Origin of the sequence: Myxococcus dinghuensis (assembly GCF_024198235.1) — a bacterium.
Taxonomy (GTDB): Bacteria; Myxococcota; Myxococcia; order Myxococcales; family Myxococcaceae; genus Myxococcus; species Myxococcus dinghuensis.
The window spans coordinates 90187-105221 of the sequence record NZ_JAKCFB010000005.1 but is presented as its reverse complement, the minus strand read 5'-3'; the positions used below and the strand labels follow the sequence as shown (position 1 = coordinate 105221).

The following is a 15035-nucleotide window of genomic DNA, read 5'->3' as shown; positions in this document are numbered from 1 at the left end:
GATGCAAGTTGTGGATCCAAGCTCCAACTTACATTCTCGACGCATGTCCAAGCCATCCTCCGACGCCGCCCGGTGGGGTCACTTCCAGGCGCTCAACGAACACCGCCGCGCGGTGCGCGACTTCGACGGCGCGCCGCTCGACGACGCGGACGTCCGCGCCGTGCTGGAGGCCGCGCTGCTCGCGCCGTCGAGCGGCAACCTCCAGCCCTACGAGCTGCACTGGCTGCGCGACGAGGCCGTGAAGCGGCGCGTGGCCGAGGCCTGCAACACCCAGCGCGCCGCCCGCACCGCGTCGACGCTGGTCGTCGTCGCCGCGAGCCGGCGCATCGGCCAGCGCACGGCGGCGTCTTGGTGGGCGCACCTGGACGCGCCCTCGGGGCTCGACGCGCGCTCGCGGGCGTGGCACCAGGCGGAGGCTCGCAAGTTCGCTCGCTTCCTGCGCTTCGCGCCGCTGCTCGTGTGGACGCCGGTGCGCATGCTGCTGTCGCTGTTCGACCCGGTGTACTCGCTGCTGCCCATCGGCACGTCGGGCATGCGCCACTGGGCGGCCCGGAGCGGCATCTACGCCGCGCAGACGCTCATGCTGGCGGCGTCCGCGCGGGGGCTGGACTCCTGTCCCATGGAGGGCTTCGACGCCGGCCGGGTGGCCCGGGCGTTGGGGCTGCCGCGCGGCACCGTCATCCCGCTGGTCATCGCCCTGGGGCGCCGTCGCCCGGACGCCCGCATCGAGCCTCGCTGGCGGCGGCCCGTCGCCGACACCATCGTCGAGCACTGAGCAGCCCTCGCGCAGCGCGACGGCCTGGAGCAATCGGCGCGCGTGTCATTCGTGTGGAGGGGGCAATGGCTCGCTCCCCCTCGGCAGGGCCCATGTGCCCTCAGCCCGCGTTCGTCGCGGGTGTCCACCGCATGGCCACGTACGGCTCCTCCGGCCGCGCGGGCGCGACGTCGAGGAAGCCCAGCCGGCCATACAGTCGACGCGCGGGGTTGGCCTGGAGCACGTGCAGGGTGAGCGGCCTTCGCGCCGCCCCGGCCTCCGCCAGCAGCTCCCGCAGCACGCGCGTGCCCAGGCCACCGCCCTGGTGCGAGGGCATCAGCGCGACGTCCACCAGGCTCCACACGGCCCCGCCGCGGTCCACCAGCAGCCGGCCCACGGGGCGGCCCTCCATCAGGACCAGGTGGTCGCTCGCGCCCGGGAAGAGCGCGGCCCACGAGCGGCGCTGCGCCAACCACTGCATCCGCAGGAACGCCTCGCGCTGCGGCGGTGTCCATCCCCACGTGGCCAGCTCGCCCTCGCGGTTGGCGGCGTACAGCGTGAAGAGGAACCCCTCGTCGGAGTCCTGGGTGGGACGTGAGCTGAAGGACACGGTGCCACCCAGCATGGCCGCGCGGGCCGGCGCGCGTCCATCACCTGACGTCCCTCCGGACCCAGCGTCGCGCGCCTGACGCGACATGGGGGCTCGGCGGGCCCGGACGTCCCTGGAATCACGGTCCACACGTCAGACCTGGATGAGAGCCTCGGGCGCATTCGAAACAGGAGCACGAGATGAAGAAGACGCGAGACCAGGAACTGACGCTGGCCCTCCAGGAGGCCCGCGAGACGGAGGAGCGGTGGCGGGGGCTCGCCGCGCGGCTGATGGAGCTGGGCGATGACGCCATGGACGCGCAGCTTCTCGTGGCCTTCCGCGCCGCCCGGGAGGAGGGGGTCGTCCCGCCCGATGCGGGCTTCTTCCTCGTCGCCCACATCCTCACCGCCATGGCGGACGAGGCCCTGACGGAGGTCCCTCGCGTCCAGCGGCTGGCGCTCGAGCTGGACGTCATGGAGCGCGAGTACGGCCTGGATGACGGCGTCTGGGCGGACGACACGGAGCCGGCCCCCGAGGACTGGGAGGCCCTGTGTGTCGAATACGAGTCCGCCTGCGACGAGGCCCGCGCCGCCTTCTTCCGCGCCTACGGCGAGGAGGACATGGCCCGGATGTACCTGGAGGACCGCACCAGCTTCCACCGCCGCTTCGAAAGCGGCCGGCGCTTCTTCCACGGCCTGCCCATGCACTCCGAACACCTGCACTGAGCAGGCGGCGAGGTGTCTCCCACCGGACACCCGGCCCCGCGCGGGAAATCGACCGGAGTCCCGGGAAGAAATCCCCCGGCCCCCGTTCACACCGGCACGACCCGGGCCCGCCACCACGCGGCCCTCGCGTTCGCGCCGCTCCCGTCCTCCGCGCCCCAGCCACGGAGCCCAGGGGTGTCGTGCCCGGGCCGACTTCGGGATGCCGCCGGGGGCCCGGTGTGGGGTTCCCGGTGGAAGAGGGTGGAGGTGGACCTGGGGGTCTGTCTCCGCCCTCGCCTGCGGGAATCAGCAAGGGAGCAGACGCGTCGCGTCACACCTATGGCGCAATCTTACGGTAACAGGCACGTCAATTAGTCGCGCTTCAGGATGGCGCAATGCGGCTTTGATGCGCGGCCTTGTGTCGTGCTGGCGTTTTGACTCGCGGCACCCTATTTCGCCGCGCGACTTCGGTGGCGCGGGAAGGTGGCGGAACGGAAGTCAATGCATACCATGGTTGTAGAGACTCGAAACTCCAAGGCGAGTCTCTCGCGGGCGGCGCGCGTCTCCGAATGGAACCCCTCCAAGGGTTCGGGGCCGCGCGCCGCCACGCTTCTTTTCGGGGTGGGGGGCACGGGCTCGCCCCGGCGCGCGCGGCGGTAGAGTGCGCCGCCATGACGACCGCCCACGCCACCCGGCTCCTGGACCTGCTCTGGGAGCGCTACGCCGCCGAGGTCCCCCATGCGAGGACCTTCGTGACGCTCTCCGGGGGCCGCTTCCGTAACGACCACGTCGCGCTGCGCTCGCTGGCGCGGCCCGGGGGTGGCATCGCGCTGTTCTCCCGTCCCTTCGAGCGGCTGGGCTGGCGGCCGGCGGGGGCGTACCGGTTCCCGGACGCGCACCTCTCCGCCATCTATCTGTCACATCCGGCCGGGCTGCCCCGGGTCTTCATCTCCGAGCTGCTGTCGGAGGAGCTGTCGCCCCGGGCGCGCGAGCTGCTCGCGACGCTGCCCGAGGACCCCGCACCGCCCGAGGACGTGGACGCGCTGGCGGCCTGGTTCTCCGCGCCGCCGCCGCCCTCCGGGGCCGCGCTGCTGGAGCTGGAGAAGGAGTCGCAGTACGGCGCGTGGCTCCTGGCCTTCGGCCGCAAGGTGAACCACTTCACCGGCGCGGTGGACGACGTGGAGGCGTGGCAGCGGCGCATGCGCGAGGCGGGGGTGCCCATGAAGTCGGACATCGAGGGCGCGCCGGGCACGGCGCTGCGGCAGACGGCCACCCACGCCGCGCCGCTGCCGGTGGCGCTGGCGGAGGGCGGCACCCGCGAGTGGCCCTATGCGTACTTCGAGATTGCCCAACGCGCGCCGGACTTCGACGGCTTCCTGGGCCCGCAGGCCCACGCGCTGTTCGACATGACGAAGCGGTAGGCGCGGCGCCGCCCTCAGCGCAGCGAGCGGATGACGCGGCAGGGGTTGCCGGCGGCGAGGACGTAGGGCGGGACGTCCCTGGTCACCACGCTGCCGGCGCCGATGGTGACGCCCTCGCCGATGGTGACCCCCGGCAGGATGATGGAGCCGCCGCCCACCCACGTCTTCGCGCCGATGGCCACGGGCTTCGCCAGCTCCGGGCCCTTGATGCGCTCGTCCGCGTCGAGCGGATGCGTGGCCGCGTAGACGTGGACGTTGGGGCCGAAGGCGACGTCGTCACCAATCGTCACCCGGTTGCAGTCCAGGATGACGCATTGGAAGTTCATGTAGACGCGCGCGCCCAGGCGGATGAACGCGCCGTAGTCGCAGTGGAAGGGCGGCTCGATGTAGACGCCCTCGCCCAGCTCGCCGATGAGCTGCCCGAGCAGCGTTCGTCTCGGCGCGGCGTCCTCCATGAGGGTGTCGTTGAAGGCGCGCAGCAGCCGCCGCGCCCGCGCGCGCGCCGCCACCAGCTCCGGGTCGTTGCAGAGATACAGCTCGCCCGCGAGCATCTTCTCTTTCTCGGTCTTCGCCATGGCGCGCCAGTGTCGGGGCCCCCCGATGTTCCGGCTCCATGCGCGGAGGCTCGGGGGCCCCTGGCCGACGCATATCGCCACGCCCCTCCGGTGAAAAGTTCCGAGGTCCAACGATTGGGCGACGAACGAAGTCACCTGGAGTCGCGTGTCCTTCGAGCGGGGAGTCGTGGGCGCCGCGTGTCACGCAACTGGATGCGTGAGGGGCTCCCCCACTCAGGTAGTGTGCCGCGGACTTCCTGACCCATTGGGGGACATGTGATGTGGACGGTGGCGAGACTCGCGAGCGTGGGGCTGGTGTTGCTGGGCGCGCTCCCTGGCTCCGCTCAACAGGGAGGTGGGTTTCCGCCTCCGTCGCTGGTGGGCGCCCAGGAGTCCGCGGCGCGTGCCGCCGTGAAGCCACCTCCGCGGCCCTCCGTCGAGTCGGTGCTGGACGTGTGCCAGCGCGCGCCGCGCTTCGTGGAGGTGGTGGTCTCTCCAGCGGGGGACCGCGTGGCCTGGGTGGAGGTGGCCCAGGGCGGCACGCTCATCCAGGTGGTGGCGCGTGGCGAACCCGAGTCGCGGGCGGTGCGCGTCACCGCGTGTCCGCAGGCGCGGGCCTGTGACGAGTCCTCCCTGGCGTGGAGTCCGGATGGGCGCCACCTGGCGTTCCTCTCCGACGCGGGCCCGTCGAAGCAGGCCCAGGTGCACGTGGTGGACGTGGCGGGAGGGGAGGCGCGCCGGCTGACGTCGTTCGAGACGCCGCTGGCCTCTCCGCGCTGGTCCCCGGATGGGAAGACCGTCGCGGTGCTGGTCATGCAGGGCGAAGGGGCCGAGCACGCGCGGGGCCCCACGGAGGCGGCGGCGCGCGAGACGGGCGTCGTGGGCGAGTCCGCGCCGGTGCAGCGGGTGGCGCTGGTGTCGGTGGCGGACGGCGGGCACCGCTTCGTGTCGCCGGAGGGGCTGCACGTCTACGAGTACGCGTGGAGCCCGGAGGGGCGCCGGTTGGCCCTCGTCGCGGCGGCGCCGCCGGGGGATGCCCATTGGTGGACGGCGAAGCTGCACGTGGTGGACGTGGCGAGCGGGCGCGCGCGCGTGGTGCATGTGCCGAAATGGCAGGTGGCCGAGCCGACGTGGAGCCCGGATGGACGGCACATCGCCTTCATCGAGGGGCTGATGAGCGACCAGGGCGTCACGGGCGGCGACGTCTGGGTGGTGACGGCGGAGGGCGAGGGCAAGGCGCGCGACCTGACGCCAGGGATGAAGGCCACGGCGTCGAGCCTCGCGTGGGTGGCGCCGCGCAAGCTGCTCTTCGGCGGCCAGGTCCGAGGCGAGTCGGCGGTGGCGTCGGTGGACGCGGTGAAGGGCGGGGCGACGGTGCTGTGGACGGGGCCGGAGCGCCTCAGCGCGGGCGAGACGGCGCTCCTGTCGCTGTCGCGCGACGGGGAGGTGAGCGCGGTGGTGCGCGAGTCGTTCACCCGCTCGAAGAACCTCTGGGTGGGGGCGGTGGGCGAGTGGGAGCAGCTCACCCATCGCGACGACGACCTGGGCGCGCTGGCGGGGGCGGTGCGCAGCGTGTCCTGGAAGAGCGACGGGCAGGAGGTGCAGGGCTGGCTGATTGCTCCCGCGCGGGGCGTGGCTCCGGCGCAGGGCGCGCGGGCGCCCATGGTGACGATGATCCACGGCGGACCCGCGGCGGGCGTGGTGCCGCAGTTCCTGCCGCAGGTGCTCGTGCTCGCCAGTCGGGGCTACTACGTGTTCCTCCCCAACGCGCGCGGCAGCTACGGCCTGGGCGAGGACTTCGTGCAGGCGAACCGGCGGGACTTCGGCTTCGGCGACCTGCGCGACGTCCTGGCGGGCGTGGACGCGGTGGTGGCGAGCGCGCCGGTGGACCCGTCCCGCCTGGGCGTGTCGGGCTGGAGCTATGGCGGCTACATGGTGATGTGGACGGTGACGCAGACGCAGCGCTTCAAGGCGGCGGTGGCGGGCGCGGGCATCTCCAACTGGCAGAGCTATTACGGCACCAACCGCATCGACACGTGGATGCTGCCGTACTTCGGCGCCACCCTCTACGACGAGCCGGACGTCTACTCGCGCAGCTCGCCCATCAACTACGTGAAGCTGGCGCGCACGCCCACGCTGATGTTGCACGGCGAGCGGGACATGGAGGTCCCCGCGACGCAGTCCCACGAGTTCCACCGGGCGCTCAAGTCGCTGGGGGTGAAGGCGCAGTTGGTCGTCTACGCGGACGAGGGCCACATCTTCCGCAAGCCCGAGCACCAGGTCGACCGCCTGCGGCGCACGGTGGAGTGGTTCGACGCGCACCTGCAAGCGGGCGCGCAGGGGCCCGCGCGGGTCGCGGCGCCGACGCGCTAGGGTCCGGGCGGGACGGGGTCGGGCGGCGGCTGGGGGGCGACGAGCGAGGTGAGGACATGGTCCCTCCAGCGCCCGTCGATGAGCAGGAAGTCGCGCGCGTAGCCCTCCACGGCGAAGCCCAGGCGGCGCAGCACGGCGGCGCTGCGCAGGTTCTCCGGCAGGTGGTTGGCCTGGATGCGGTGCAGCCCCATGGAGATGAAGGCGTGCGTGCACACCGCGCGCAGGGCCTCGGTCATCAGGCCCCGGCGCTCGTGGCGGTGGTCCAGGCCGTAGCCCAGGTCCGCGGCCTGCAAGGGGCCTCGGCGGATGTGGGTGAGGGAGATGTTGCCGATGACGGGAGCGGAGGAGAGCGGCTCGGAGCGCGGGAGGATGACCAGGCGCAGCGAGACGTCGAGCCGCGCGTCCTCGAGGTCCTGCGCGAGCCGCGTGCGCCAGTAGGTGAGGGTGAAGAAGTTGGGGGGCCGCGTGGGTGACACGGGCCCGAGGTGGTCCCGGTTCGCTTCGTGGTAGGCCACCACCCGCGCCGCCGCGTCGGGAGGCAGCTGCGTCAGGCGCAGGCGCTCGGTGGTGAGCAGGACGGGATGCTTGTCGGAAGCCATGGCGTGGGCGCCCCGGAGGCTAGCGCTTCCGGAGCCTTCACGCCCCGGATTGAGGGACGCGTACGGGGCGGGGCGCGGTCCTCCCGCGCGGCGGACGCGCGAGAGGACCGACCGGGTTCCGGCGGAGGACTCAGCGAGGCGACAGGTCGTTGCTCCCGCCCGACTGCGTGCCCTGCTGGGACGTGTCGCGCGTGGAGCCCGACTCCTGCTCCTGCCCCGCGCCGCCCGTGCCCTGCGAGGACGAGCCGCTGGAGGTACCCCGGTGGTGCTGGTGGCCACCTCCGCCGGTGCCCTGCTTCTCGCCGCTGCCGCCCACGGCGCGCTGGCCGCGCTCGACGACGATCTCCACGCGGCGGTTGTTGGCGCGCCCCTCGGCGGTGCTGTTGCTCGCCACCGGCTGGTACTCGCCCAGGCCCCGCACCTGGATGCGGTCACCGGGGATGCCCCGGTCCATCAGGTAGTCCTTCACCCGCTCCGCGCGCTGATAGGACAGCCGCTGGTTGAGTTCATCGGAGCCCTGCGAGTCGGTGTGGCCCTCGATGAGCAGCGGGTTGTCCGACTGCTTCAGGACCTCCGCCACGTCCGAGAGCCGCTGCCGCGCCACGGGGAGCAGCTCCGACTTGCCCGACGCGAAGAGCACGCTCCCGGAGAGGGTCAGCACGGTGCCGCGTGCCTCCTCGCTGACCCGCAGGTCCTTGTTGGCCTGCTCGAGCTGGGAGAGGGCCTCGCTCGCCTTGCGCTCGGCGTCCATGCTGGCCTGGCGCTCCGCCTCCAGCTCCGCCGTGCGCTGCTGGAGGACCTGGTTCTCGGAGGCCAGCCGTTGTGTCTCCGCCTCGAGCTGTTGTCGCCGCGCACTCTCCTCGGAGAGCTGCTGCGCGCCGGCCTGCTGCTGGCGGGACCACTCCTCCTGCCGGGACACGTCCTGCTGCCGCATCCGCGACGCCTGTTGCTGGAGGGCCTGCCCCTGCGCGAGCTGCGACTGGGCCTGGGCCAGTTGGCGCGCCGCGAGGTCCGCGTCACCCAGCGCCGCGGCGGTCTCCGCCTTGCGCAGGGCCACATAGGACAGCACGCGCACCTTCTGCGAGTCCTCGTCGCGGCGGTAGGCCTGCTCGGCCTTCTTCAGCGCCGTTCGCGCCTCGGAGACCTCCCGCGGGCGCTCGCGCCCCTGTCTGCTGCTGACCAGCTCCTTGTAGGCGGAGCGCGCCTCGCTCAGCTCCTGCGGTTCCTTCGCGCTCGCGCCTCCGGCGGCGAGGAGCGCCGTGGCCCCGATGAGGGCCTTCCATCCACGCTTGCTTCGCACCATTGCACTCTCCTCCGGGACGGGTGGCTCACTCGAGGCCGCGGTGCAGCTGCTCGGCCTGCTGGGTGGTCTGTCGGGCCTGGGCCTCGAGCTGGGTCGACTGGGCGATGGCGTAGGCGAGGTCCGCGTCGGCATCCGCCTGCATGAAGCTCAGCTCCGCGCCCTCCTTGTCCTTGTCGAGCAGCAGCTCCTCGCCGCGGTTGATCTGCTGCCGGGCGAACTCCAGGTGTCGGGCGGCTTCGGGGACGCGGGACGCGCCTGCGCCCTCCGCGGCCCTCATCGAGGCCACGGCCTCCGTCCGCTCCTTGTTCGAGATGTGGGTGACTTGCTGGCTCGCGCAACCCATCAGGGTCGTGAAGAGCACGGCGGCAAGCAGCTTCGGGCGCACGGTTCACCTCCGGCCGTCGGTCCATGGAACGCGGACGTCGCGCTCCAGGGCAGAAGTGTGTTCGAGGGGACACGGTGGCAATTCGCATGGGCTCGGGCCGCCCGAGCAGGAGGCGAGCGGCCCGGTGTCGTCCTCTCTCGCCCTTGCGCTCGCGCCGGGGCGTGACGGGGCAGGCGGCACTGGCCGGCGGGCATGGGGAAGGGTAGGAGGTGCGGCATGCGCCTGCACCTCGTGGATGGGACGTATGAGCTGTACCGGGCCCACTTCTCGCCCCGGCCGGGACACACGTCGCCGGACGGGCGCGACGTGAAGGCGACGGTGGGGGTGATGTCCTCGCTGCTGATGTTGCTGCACGACGCCGACGAGGCGGTGACGCACGTGGCGGTGGCGTTCGACAACCCCATCCGCTCGTTCCGCAACGCGCTGTTCGACGGCTACAAGAGCGACGAGGGCGTGCCGCCGGAGCTGCACGCGCAGTTCGACCTGGTCGAGGAGGCGGTGGCGTCGCTGGGCGTGCGCGTGTGGTCCATGAAGGAGTACGAGGCGGACGACGCGCTGTCCACGGCGGCCGCGCGCTGGGCGGGGGAGGTGGAGCAGGTGCGGCTGCTCACGCCGGACAAGGACCTGGGCCAGTGCGTGCGGGGGCAGAAGGTGGTGCAGGTGGACCGGCGCCAGGAGAAGGTGCTGGACGAGGACGCGGTGCGCGCGAAGCTGGGCGTGGCCCCGGTGAGCGTGCCGGACCTGTTGGCGCTGATGGGGGACGACGCGGACGGCATCCCCGGGCTGCCCGGGTTCGGGGAGAAGGGCGCCTCGGCGTTGCTGGGGGCCTACGGGCACCTGGAGGCGATTCCGGGTGACGCGTCGACGTGGTCGGTGCGCCCGCGCGGCGCGGACAAGCTGGGCGCGACGCTGCGCGAGCACCGGGACGCGGCGCTCCTGTACCGCAAGCTGGCCACGCTGGTGACGGACGCGCCCCTGCCGGGCACGGCGTCGCTGGCGGACCTGGAATGGAAGGGCGTGCCCCGCGCCACGTTCGAGGCGCTGTGCGACCGGCTGGGCGTCAACACCCTCAAGCGCAGGCCGAAGCGCTGGGCGGCGTGAGACAAAGCCTCGTCGAGGCGCTATTTCTGACGATGTTTTGTCTCCACGCCCATCACCCGCGAGGCGCTTCCAGCGAGAGGTCGGCCTCATCCGCTCCCGGGGCGGGCTGCTCCGCATGTCGGAGGCGCTGTCGCTCGGCGTCTCCCGGCGGGCGCTCTACGGCATGCGGGACGAGGGCGTGCTCGAGGTCCTGGGGCGGGGACTCTTCCGGCTCTCCTCGCTGACGCCGCTCACCCAGCCGGACCTCGTCGTCGTCGCGAGGCGAGTCCCGCGAGGTGTCATCAGCCTGGTCTCGGCGCTCGCCTTCCATTCGCTGACGACGCAGGTGCCACACGTCGTGGAGGTGGCGCTCGAGCGTGGACGCCCGAGGCCGCGCCTGGCGCATCCCCCCACGCACTTCGTGTGGTTCTCGGGCGACAGCTTCCATGAAGGCATCGAGACCCATGTCCTGGATGGCCAGCACGTCCGCGTCTACGGACCCGAGAAGACACTCGCGGACTGTTTCAAGTACCGGAACAAGCTGGGGCCGGACATCCCGGTGGAGGCGCTCAAGGCGTGGCGGGCTCGACGCCGCAAGCACCTTCCGGCCCTGCTCCTGCATGCGCGCCAGTGCCGCGTCGAAAGCGTGAGCGGGCCCTACGCTCCTGGCGTCGTGGGGGGGCTGCCGCTCGTGGGCGGACGCCGAGGCAGGCGCACCGTGAAGGTGGTGCCGGCCTCGGTGGTGGACTGCACCTCGACCGTGCCGCCGTGGGCCACGACGATGCTGCGCACGATGTAGAGCCCCAGGCCGATGCTGCGTCCGCCCCGGTCCTCGGGGCGCTCCATGCCGCGCTCCAGCGGCTCGAAGATGCGCGGCTTGAGCTCGAGCGGAATCGGCAGGCCGTCGTTGTGCACCGTCAGCACCACGCCGTGCTCCTCGCCGCGCGCCTCCACCCGCACCCGCGTGTCCGGAGGGCTGTACTGCATCGCGTTGCCCACCAGGTTGCCGAGCACCTGCGCCACCCGGTCGGGGTCCCACTCGCCCGCGCCGCTGCCTTCGTAGCGCGCCTCGATGCGCCGCTCCGGCCAGGCCGCCTGCAGTTCGTCCAGCGCCGCGTGCACCACCTCGTGCAGGTCCATCCGCTGCGGATACACCGGCAGCCCCCGGCCCTGGCGCGCGCGCGTGAAGTCGAGCAGGTCCCGAATCATCCGCGTCGCGCGCTCCGCCGCGCGCTGGATGCGCTGGGCGTGCCGCAACTGCCGCTCGTCCTCCGCCTTCTGCAGCAGCATGGACACCGCCAGGGTGATGGCCCCCAGCGGGTTGCGCAGGTCGTGGCTGACGATGCCGATGAGCTGCCGCTCGAAGTCCGCCTGCGCGTGCACCTCCGCGAGCAGGCGCAGGCGCTCGGCCTCCGCCTCCTGCTGCGCGGTGACGTCCTGCATCGCGCCCACCACCTGCACCGGCCGGTCCTCCGCGTCCCGCACGATGTGGCAGCGGTCCACCACGAAGGCCCACGTCCCGTCCCCGCGTCGGAACCGGTACGTGTCCTGCCACTCGTGCTGGGTGCTCGCGAGCACCTGGTCCAGGCCCGCCACCACCCGCTCGCGGTCGTCGGGGTGAAGCTGCGCCTCCCACCAGTTCCGGTCGTCGCGCGTCCGGCCCGGCGTGTGGTCGAACAGCTCGTGCAGGCCGCTCGTCCAGTCCACCGCGCCCGTGCGCGGGTCCCACTCCCAGACGGCGTCCCGCGTGGCGCGCGCCGCCAGCCGGAAGCGCAGCTCGCTGCGCCACGCACGCTCCTCCGCGGCCTGGACCTCCGTCAGCGTGCCCTCCGCCAGCACTCGCCGCGCGCGCTCGTCCTCGAACTGCTGGCGCCGCTTGCGCTCCCGCGCCGCCAGGGCCCGCACCCGCGCGGTCAGCTCCGCCGCGCGGAAGGGCTTGAACACGTAGTCGTCCGCGCCCGCCGCCAGCGCCTCCTCCACGTCCTCCACGCGCGTGTTCGCCGTCAGGAGCAGCACCGGCACCAGCGCCGTGGCGGGATGGGCCCGCACGAAGCGGCACACCTCCAACCCCGACATGACCGGCAGGTACCAGTCCAGCACCAGCACCTCGGGAGCCGCGCCCTGGCCCAGCGCCTCCACCAAGGCCGGCCCGTCCGGGAACGTGCCGACGTCACAGCTCACGGCCAGGGTCTGGCGGATGGCCTCGCACTCCACGGGGCTGTCGTCGACGACCCAGACGCGCGGACGTGGAGCCTCGGCGTACGAAGCTTGGTGGGAGAGGGACACGCTGGGCCCCAGCCTCTAGCAACCGCCTCTTTCGTGGGTCAAATCTTCGATAAGCAGGACGCCTGACGCCCGCCAACCTGTCTGCTTGTCGCCAGTTGCATCGCCGGGCGCTCCGGGGATTCCTCGTGTAGGGATGGAAGCCGCTGACGCGAGGTGTTGACGCAAGCCATGCCCGTTGAACTCAAAACACCCTCCCCCTCCTCCGACGACGACTGGCTCCCCTCCCTGGAGGACACCCCCTTCCAGCGGATGGGTGGCGTCGAACCCGTGAAGGCGCTGGCGTACGCCTTCTATGACGCGATGGACGCGCACGAGCCCGACCTGGCGAAGCTGCACGAGCTGGACGCCCAGGGGCGGGTGAACCAGGGCACACGCGACCGCTTCGCCCTCTTCCTGGTGGGCTGGCTGGGAGGCCCGCAGGACTACCAGGCGCTCCACGGCCACCCCCGCCTGCGCATGCGCCACGGCCATGTGCGGGTGGACGTCGCCATGCGCGACGCGTGGCTGCGCGCCATGGGGCGGGCCATGGATGCCCGTGGCCTCACCGGCGGCCTGCGCCGCTTCCTGAACGAGCGGTTCGCCCAGGTGGCGGACTTCCTGCGCAACACGGAGGAGTGAGCCGCCCGCTGGACCGCGACTTGCGGAAAAAAGCACGAGCGTTTAGAACTGTCGCATGCGCAAGGGCGAGCTCACCCATCAAGCCATCCTGGAGCGGGCCGTCCAGCTCGCCAGCCGGGTGGGCCTGCAGGGGCTGAGCATCGGCGGGCTGGCGGAGGAGCTGCAGCTCTCCAAGAGCGGCCTGTTCGCGCACTTCCGCTCCAAGTCGTCCCTCCAGGTGGAGATATTGGAGGCGGCCACGGCGATGTTCACCGAGCGCGTCATCCGCCCGGCGCTGACGCGGCCCCGGGGTGAGCCCCGGGTGCGGGCGCTCTTCGAGACGTGGCTGACGTGGGCGAAGGAGCTGGTGCCGGAGGGCGGCTGCATCTTCGTGGCGGCGGCCACGGAGCTGGACGACGTGCCCGGCCCCGCCCGGGACCGGCTGGTCCAGACGGAGCGGGACTGGCTGGACTGCCTGGCCCAGGCCGCGCGCATCGCCGTCGCGGAGGGCCACTTCCGCAAGGACCTGGACGTCGAGGCGTTCGCCCACGACGAGAAGGCCCTGCTGCTCGGCTTCCACCACGCCGCCCGGCTCCTGAAGGAGCCTCGCGCGGAGGCCTGGGCGCGCCGGGCCTTCGAGGCGCTGCTCCGCGCCGCCCGCCCCGTGGCTTCCTGACCCCCTGGTTGCGGTGTTCTTCGAGAGAGGACCTCGTCATGGCAGAAAATAGCACGAACGTTCGGGCCAAAATGTCGGTGTGGGGGCTGCGGACGGCGTTGGGTGGCGCGGGGGCGGTGGCGCCCGGGCTGGTGGCGAGGTGGGCGGAGCGGCGGTTCCTGACGCCGTTGCGGCCGCGTCGCTCGCGCACGGCCGACGCGATGCTGGCGCGAGGGCAGCCTCGGATGCTGGCGCTGCGGGGCGAGCAGGTGCGGGTGTGGAGTTGGGGGGAGGGCCCGCGCGTGCTGCTGGTGCACGGGTGGAGCGGGTATGGCGGTCAGTTGACGGCGTTCGTGGAGCCGCTGGTGGCGGCGGGGTTCTCGGTGGTGACGTACGACGCGCCGGGGCACGGGCAGTCGTCGGGGCGCACCAGCTCGTTGCCGGAGCTGGCGGAGTTCGTGGCGGACGTGGCGCGGGCGACGGGTGGGCCGTACGCGGTGGTGGCGCACTCGCTGGGCGCGGCGGCCACGGCGGTGGCGATGCGCAATGGGATGAAGGTGGGGCGCGCGGTGTTCGTGTCGCCGCCGTCGGACCCTCGCGGGGGCATCCGCGCGTTCGCCCGCTACGTCGGGCTGACGGACGGCGTGTGGCTGCGGATGGAGGCGCGCATCGAGGCGCGCTTCGGCGTGCGGCTGCGCGACCTGGCGCTGCCCCACTTCGTGCCGCTGTTCCACCGCGTCCCGCTGCACGTCTTCCACGACGTGGAGGACCGGGAGGTGCCGCTGGCGGCGGGCGAGGCGGTGGTGGAGGCGTGGCCGGGCGCGAAGCTCACGCGGACGCAGGGCCTGGGGCACCACCGCATCCTGTACGCGCCGGAGGTGGTGGGGCAGGCGGTGGCCTTCCTCGCGGAGGGCCGGCCGGAGCGCCTGGCGCAAGAGGTGGAGCCGGTGGCCGAGCAGGTCGTGGGCGTGCGCGCGCCGCTGCGGCTGGTGCACACGGCCTGAGGCCCGTGGGCCGTGTGAGGCGTTCGGCCATGTCGGACCTCGTGCCCGGCGCGAAGGATTCCACGCGTTCTTCGAGATGTGCATCGGGTTGGGGCACCACCCTCGAACAGCTCGAGCGGTCTCACCAGCGGGCAGGCTGCCCGTGGCGCGCGTGCTGCGCGCCGCTGCACCGGCTCTCGGCGTGAGCCCAGGCGGGCGAGCCCGACGGCGTCACGCCTGTCGGGACGGCTGCGACGGGGGAGGCGGGGCCATGGCCTTCCAGGCCACGCGAACCTCGTAGCCCCCGAGGGCCAGCAGTCCGAGCGCCCCGAGCAGGAATCCACCTACACCCTCGAGGGCGACGGAGCCGTTGGTGAACAGGCTGCGAATGGAGCCGACGACGAGGAAGACGAGGAGCCCGCCCCCGGCGAGGGCCTTCGCCAGCCCCGTGATGATTCCCAGGGCGATGGGGACGGAGCGCTGGGGTTTGTCGCGGTTGAGCTGGACGGTCAGCAGCCCCACGACCACCACCACGCTCAGGACTCCGAGCGCGACGACCGCCGTGAACCAGGCGCCCAGGGCGCTCTCGGCCCCCTGCGCCCAGGCGGGTGACGCTCCGAGGAGCCCGACCGCGCCGAGCAGCCGAGACAGCCGCGGGGTCATCACGACGCGAGGAGGTCGACGAGGGGCGAGCGAGAGCATGTGCCGGAGCATAGGTGCATGCAGGGGGGCGGTGACGATACCCAGGTGGG

The 15035-nt window shown here is 72.6% G+C and carries 15 protein-coding genes and 1 pseudogene; 9 read left to right on the top strand and 7 right to left on the bottom strand.

From position 1 onward, the window contains the following. Window positions 1–43 precede the first annotated feature (43 nt). Window positions 44–775, top strand: a complete 732-nt coding sequence (locus LZ198_RS09380; protein ID WP_253971556.1) for a nitroreductase family protein — start codon at window positions 44–46, stop codon at window positions 773–775. Window positions 776–875: 100 nt separating this feature from the next. Here LZ198_RS09380 and LZ198_RS09375 read toward each other — a convergent pair whose 3' ends face one another. Continuing rightward, complete coding sequence (locus tag LZ198_RS09375) at window positions 876–1364, bottom strand: GNAT family N-acetyltransferase (RefSeq protein ID WP_253971555.1); 489 nt, start codon at window positions 1362–1364, stop codon at window positions 876–878. 179 nt (window positions 1365–1543) lie between these two features. On the opposite strand from LZ198_RS09375, the gene LZ198_RS09370 reads away from it, so the two are divergent. Next, complete coding sequence (locus LZ198_RS09370) at window positions 1544–2068, top strand: hypothetical protein (protein ID WP_253971554.1); 525 nt, start codon at window positions 1544–1546, stop codon at window positions 2066–2068. A gap of 650 nt (window positions 2069–2718) precedes the next feature. After that, window positions 2719–3468 (top strand): DUF1338 domain-containing protein, encoded by a 750-nt coding sequence (locus LZ198_RS09365; RefSeq protein WP_253971553.1) that lies wholly within the window; start codon window positions 2719–2721, stop codon window positions 3466–3468. A 14-nt stretch (window positions 3469–3482) separates the two neighbouring features. Here the strand turns inward: LZ198_RS09365 and LZ198_RS09360 are convergent, their stop codons facing one another. Then, the gene (locus LZ198_RS09360; RefSeq protein ID WP_253971552.1) at window positions 3483–4043 is read right to left on the bottom strand and encodes a sugar O-acetyltransferase; all 561 of its coding nucleotides are present in this window, start codon (window positions 4041–4043) and stop codon (window positions 3483–3485) included. Between the two features lie 267 nt (window positions 4044–4310). Here LZ198_RS09360 and LZ198_RS09355 point away from each other — a divergent pair, with 267 nt between their 5' ends. Next, window positions 4311–6395 carry a S9 family peptidase gene (locus tag LZ198_RS09355; protein ID WP_253971551.1) on the top strand — a complete coding sequence of 695 codons (2085 nt, stop codon included), beginning with the start codon at window positions 4311–4313 and terminating at the stop codon, window positions 6393–6395. On the opposite strand, the gene LZ198_RS09350 is transcribed toward LZ198_RS09355, so the two are convergent. The 3 genes from LZ198_RS09350 to LZ198_RS09340 form a co-directional block, all read right to left on the bottom strand. After that, entirely contained in the window at window positions 6392–6994 is a 603-nt protein-coding gene (locus LZ198_RS09350) for a GNAT family N-acetyltransferase (RefSeq protein ID WP_253971550.1), read from the bottom strand. The two genes, LZ198_RS09355 and LZ198_RS09350, sit on opposite strands and share 4 nt — an antisense overlap. A 130-nt stretch (window positions 6995–7124) precedes the next feature. Further along, window positions 7125–8297 carry an OmpA family protein gene (locus LZ198_RS09345; RefSeq protein WP_253971549.1) on the bottom strand — a complete coding sequence of 391 codons (1173 nt, stop codon included), beginning with the start codon at window positions 8295–8297 and terminating at the stop codon, window positions 7125–7127. Between the two features lie 25 nt (window positions 8298–8322). Further along, entirely contained in the window at window positions 8323–8682 is a 360-nt protein-coding gene (locus tag LZ198_RS09340; protein ID WP_253971548.1) for a DUF4398 domain-containing protein, read from the bottom strand. 216 nt (window positions 8683–8898) lie between these two features. Between LZ198_RS09340 and LZ198_RS09335 the strand changes: the two genes are divergently transcribed. Together LZ198_RS09335 and LZ198_RS42855 are read left to right on the top strand one after the other, a co-directional pair. After that, on the top strand, window positions 8899–9783 hold the full coding sequence (locus LZ198_RS09335; protein WP_253971547.1) for a 5'-3' exonuclease: 885 nt from the start codon (window positions 8899–8901) through the stop codon (window positions 9781–9783). A 37-nt stretch (window positions 9784–9820) separates the two neighbouring features. Further along, window positions 9821–9985 (top strand): annotated as a pseudogene (locus LZ198_RS42855) (type IV toxin-antitoxin system AbiEi family antitoxin domain-containing protein); the annotation flags it as partial. Between the two features lie 434 nt (window positions 9986–10419). Here LZ198_RS42855 and LZ198_RS09330 read toward each other — a convergent pair. Beyond that, on the bottom strand, window positions 10420–12048 hold the full coding sequence (locus tag LZ198_RS09330) for an ATP-binding protein (RefSeq protein WP_253971546.1): 1629 nt from the start codon (window positions 12046–12048) through the stop codon (window positions 10420–10422). A gap of 168 nt (window positions 12049–12216) precedes the next feature. On the opposite strand from LZ198_RS09330, the gene LZ198_RS09325 reads away from it, so the two are divergent. The 3 genes from LZ198_RS09325 (at window position 12217) to LZ198_RS09315 (ending at window position 14304) form a co-directional block, all read left to right on the top strand. Beyond that, window positions 12217–12666: a group II truncated hemoglobin gene (locus LZ198_RS09325; protein ID WP_253971545.1), complete on the top strand. Its 450-nt coding sequence runs from the start codon at window positions 12217–12219 to the stop codon at window positions 12664–12666. A gap of 55 nt (window positions 12667–12721) precedes the next feature. Beyond that, on the top strand, window positions 12722–13321 hold the full coding sequence (locus LZ198_RS09320) for a TetR/AcrR family transcriptional regulator (protein WP_253971544.1): 600 nt from the start codon (window positions 12722–12724) through the stop codon (window positions 13319–13321). 71 nt (window positions 13322–13392) lie between these two features. Continuing rightward, window positions 13393–14304 carry an alpha/beta hydrolase gene (locus tag LZ198_RS09315; protein WP_253971543.1) on the top strand — a complete coding sequence of 304 codons (912 nt, stop codon included), beginning with the start codon at window positions 13393–13395 and terminating at the stop codon, window positions 14302–14304. 210 nt (window positions 14305–14514) lie between these two features. Here LZ198_RS09315 and LZ198_RS09310 read toward each other — a convergent pair whose 3' ends face one another. Next, the gene (locus LZ198_RS09310; protein WP_253971542.1) at window positions 14515–14949 is read right to left on the bottom strand and encodes a hypothetical protein; all 435 of its coding nucleotides are present in this window, start codon (window positions 14947–14949) and stop codon (window positions 14515–14517) included. Window positions 14950–15035 lie beyond the last annotated feature (86 nt).

Bases quoted from the DNA above. Each gene is read 5' to 3' on its own strand.
- LZ198_RS09345 (WP_253971549.1), bottom strand. From the start codon at position 8,297: ATGGTGCGAAGCAAGCGTGGATGGAAGGCCCTCATCGGGGCCACGGCG.
- LZ198_RS09370 (WP_253971554.1), top strand. From the start codon at position 1,544: ATGAAGAAGACGCGAGACCAGGAACTGACGCTGGCCCTCCAGGAGGCC.
- LZ198_RS09380 (WP_253971556.1), top strand. From the start codon at position 44: ATGTCCAAGCCATCCTCCGACGCCGCCCGGTGGGGTCACTTCCAGGCG.
- LZ198_RS09335 (WP_253971547.1), top strand. From the start codon at position 8,899: ATGCGCCTGCACCTCGTGGATGGGACGTATGAGCTGTACCGGGCCCAC.
- LZ198_RS09360 (WP_253971552.1), bottom strand. From the start codon at position 4,043: ATGGCGAAGACCGAGAAAGAGAAGATGCTCGCGGGCGAGCTGTATCTC.
- LZ198_RS09315 (WP_253971543.1), top strand. From the start codon at position 13,393: ATGTCGGTGTGGGGGCTGCGGACGGCGTTGGGTGGCGCGGGGGCGGTG.
- LZ198_RS09365 (WP_253971553.1), top strand. From the start codon at position 2,719: ATGACGACCGCCCACGCCACCCGGCTCCTGGACCTGCTCTGGGAGCGC.
- LZ198_RS09320 (WP_253971544.1), top strand. From the start codon at position 12,722: ATGCGCAAGGGCGAGCTCACCCATCAAGCCATCCTGGAGCGGGCCGTC.
- LZ198_RS09325 (WP_253971545.1), top strand. From the start codon at position 12,217: ATGCCCGTTGAACTCAAAACACCCTCCCCCTCCTCCGACGACGACTGG.
- LZ198_RS09350 (WP_253971550.1), bottom strand. From the start codon at position 6,994: ATGGCTTCCGACAAGCATCCCGTCCTGCTCACCACCGAGCGCCTGCGC.